At 70.6% G+C, this 2,769-nt stretch carries 4 protein-coding genes and 1 pseudogene; 2 read left to right on the plus strand and 3 right to left on the minus strand.

Annotated elements, in window-relative coordinates; translation table 11 throughout:
- Together DK254_RS34675 and DK254_RS00905 are read right to left on the minus strand one after the other, a co-directional pair.
- A pseudogene (locus tag DK254_RS34675) lies at positions 1 to 222 on the minus strand (energy transducer TonB); the annotation flags it as partial.
- Between the two features lie 67 nt (positions 223 to 289).
- Complete coding sequence (locus DK254_RS00905) at positions 290 to 1,258, minus strand: GTP-binding protein (protein ID WP_109931664.1); 969 nt, start codon at positions 1,256 to 1,258, stop codon at positions 290 to 292.
- A 74-nt stretch (positions 1,259 to 1,332) separates the two neighbouring features.
- Between DK254_RS00905 and DK254_RS00910 the strand changes: the two genes are divergently transcribed.
- Positions 1,333 to 1,695 carry an NADH:ubiquinone oxidoreductase gene (locus DK254_RS00910; protein ID WP_109931666.1) on the plus strand — a complete coding sequence of 121 codons (363 nt, stop codon included), beginning with the start codon at positions 1,333 to 1,335 and terminating at the stop codon, positions 1,693 to 1,695.
- 245 nt (positions 1,696 to 1,940) lie between these two features.
- Complete coding sequence (locus DK254_RS00915; RefSeq protein ID WP_109931668.1) at positions 1,941 to 2,588, plus strand: gamma-glutamylcyclotransferase; 648 nt, start codon at positions 1,941 to 1,943, stop codon at positions 2,586 to 2,588.
- 1 nt (position 2,589) lies between these two features.
- Here DK254_RS00915 and DK254_RS00920 read toward each other — a convergent pair.
- Positions 2,590 to 2,769 (minus strand): DUF3079 domain-containing protein (locus DK254_RS00920; protein ID WP_109932903.1); only part of this gene is annotated, 180 nt, incomplete at its 5' end.

A 2,769-nucleotide genomic window follows, 5' to 3' on the forward strand; every position in this document is an offset into this window, starting at 1 on the left:
CACGGGCGCGGCGTAGGGAATCAGCAGTTCCTCGGCGACGGCCACTTCCTCGTCGCGGCGGGCGCCGGAGCAGTCCACCAGTCGCAGGTTGGCTTCACTGCCACGCTGGGCGCTGACGCAAGGCAGCGAGAGTCCTTCGTCGCTGTCAGAGGACGAAGGAAGTTCCGCGGCGGACGCGACGAGAGCAGAGCCCGCCGGCGAGCGCGATTGCGATGGCGCCATGGGAGAAGCCTGTGGGGAAATGACCAGAATCTGATAATTATTATCATTCGCCCCGTCGATGGCAACCTTATTGGCCATCGGCCAACCTGGCACAGGTCAACATTTGCTGCTGCAGGGCCTGCAGATCCTGCTCGGCGTCGAAGATCAGCTCCAGCCGATTGTCCCGCCGCCAGGCGCTGGGCTGCCAGGGCTCGGCGCCCGTCAGCCGGTTGCAGGCCTGCCAGCCGTCCTCGCAGTGCAGCACCGCCTTGGCCCGCAGCAGGCCGCCCAGGCCGGCCAGCCAGGCCTCCACCGCCGCACGGCGGAAGCGCCAGTCGGCGTGCAGGCGCCAGCCGACGGCCTGGCGCCCGCCCTCGCTGTGCACCTGCCGCAGGGGCGCGGCGCGGGTGAGCAGCACGGGCAGTTCGGCCGTGGGCGGCGGCAGCTCCGCCGCCGCGTCCGATCCGATATTGGCGACGAACGGCAGGCTCGCGAAGGGCAGGCGCCCCTGTTCGGTCCAGACCTGCGGCAGCGCCGGCAGGTCGGCTTGCAGCCGTTCCCGGGCCGCCTCATCCAGCCCTTCGCTCTTGTTCAGCACCAGCAGCGCGGCATCGGCCAGGGCGTCCCGTTGCGCCTCCGGCAGCGAAGCGCCTGCGGCCAGCGCCGCGGCATCCAGCACCAGCAACAAGGGCTGTGGCGCCAGCACGCCGCGCCAGGGCGCCTCGCCCAGTTGGCGCAGCAGGGTGCGCGGGTGGCCGAGGCCGGAGGGTTCGATGAACAGCCGCTGCGGCCGCGCCTTGCGCAGCAGGCGGGCGAGGCCGACCTGGAAGGGCGCGCCGTTGACGCAGCACAGGCAGCCGCCGGCCACCTCGCCGATGGCCACGCCGTCGGCATCGGTGGCCAGCAGCGCGGCATCCAGGCCGACCTGGCCGAATTCGTTGACCAGCACCGCCCAGCGCTCGTCTGCCGGGCGCTGGGCCAGCAGGTCGCGGATCAGGCTGGTCTTGCCGGCGCCCAGTGGGCCGCCGATCACATGGGTGGGAATCTGTTCGAGCATGGCGCCATGTTGCCGCCTGACGAGGGCGGGGAAAAGCGCTAGAGTCGCCCCTTCGCTCAAAGGACCCCGCCTTCATGCGTCTGCCGGCCCTGCTCCTGTCGTCCTGCTTCGCCCTGCCCGCCCTTGCCCACGCCGAAGCCTGCGTGGTGCACAGCCGCGGCAGGAACCTCGACGTGAAGGTCTGCCAGCAGAACCGCAGCATCCCGGCGAAGCTGTTCCACGAAGGTTTCTGCCAGCCGCAACTGAAGGACCAGCAGGTCGAGGTGGCCTACGCCGACGCCTGCCCGACCGGCGCCTTCGGCGTCTGCGCCAACGCCCAGGTGCCCAACAGCCCCTACCGCCAGGACATCCACTACTACGGCGTGGCCAGCGACGCGCGCTTCCTCCAGCCGTTCTGCGAAAGCCAGAGCAAGGGCCAGTGGCAGGCCGGGCAGTGAGCGTCATGCGCCTGTCATGGGCGGCTGCTCTACTGCTGGTCGGGTACCTCACACCCACTGGCACCCCACGCCAGCAAAGATCTTGGTGATAGGGCCGCCCCGCGCGGCCCTCTTTTTTGCCCCCTGCCATCCGGACCGGCGGTAGCGCCGTTCGTCCGCGCAAAGGTGTCTTGCGCAGCCGCCCCTTCTGTCAAAAGGTCACATCCGCTAAGTTTTCAGAGCGTGAGGTACCTTGGGGGTTACGCATGAGCACGTCTATGAACCTGGACGGCCCCTTCTATCCACCGGCGCTGGGGGCGCCGGAACGACTCAGCGCGGAGCAGTTGCGCGCCTCGCTGGAAATCACCATGGCCGAGCACGGCGGCGGCGCCGTGTGGCTGTTCGCCTACGGCTCGCTGATCTGGCGCCCGGAGTTCCCGGTGGCCGAGGCCAGCCGCGCGCGGGTGCACGGCTACCACCGCGGGCTCTACCTGTGGTCGCTGACCCACCGCGGCACCCCGGAGATGCCTGGCCTGGTGCTGGGCCTGGACCGCGGCGGCTCCTGCGGCGGCTTCGCCTACCGCCTGCCGGACGACGGCCTGGACGCCAACCTGTTCGCCCTCTGGCAGCGCGAGATGCCCTACGCCTCCTACCGCCCGGAGTGGCTCAGCTGCCGCCTGGAGGATGGCCGCCGGGTGCGCGCCCTGGGCTTCGTCCTCGAACGCCACCTGCCCAGCTACGCCGGCTCGCTGCCGGACAGCATCGTGCAGCGCGTGTTCGACAGCGCCCAGGGGCATTTCGGCACTACCCGCGAATACGTCGAGCAGACGGCCAGCGCGCTGCGCGCCTGCGCCATGCCCGACCTGAACCTGGAAGCCCTGCTGGCGCGCTGCTGCGCCAAGGCCCCCGGCTGAGTCAGGGCGCCGGCTGGCGCACCTCGACCGGCTGCGCGGGCGTCTCGTCCAGGCCCCAGGCGGGCTCGTCCGCCCAATCCTCGCCGAAGATCTCGATGGGGTGCTGGGTACGGCTGGAGCCATTGCCGCAGCCCATGGCCGAGGCCGGGCAGTAACGGTCGCAGCCCCAGCAGATGCGTTC

It is taken from the genome of Pseudomonas sp. RW407 (assembly GCF_003176655.1).
Lineage (GTDB): Bacteria > Pseudomonadota > Gammaproteobacteria > Pseudomonadales > Pseudomonadaceae > Pseudomonas > Pseudomonas delhiensis.

Excerpts from the sequence above, each read along its gene's own strand:
- DK254_RS00905 (WP_109931664.1), bottom strand. The coding sequence starts at position 1,258 with ATGCTCGAACAGATTCCCACCCATGTGATCGGCGGCCCACTGGGCGCC.
- DK254_RS00910 (WP_109931666.1), top strand. The coding sequence starts at position 1,333 with ATGCGTCTGCCGGCCCTGCTCCTGTCGTCCTGCTTCGCCCTGCCCGCC.
- DK254_RS00915 (WP_109931668.1), top strand. The coding sequence starts at position 1,941 with ATGAGCACGTCTATGAACCTGGACGGCCCCTTCTATCCACCGGCGCTG.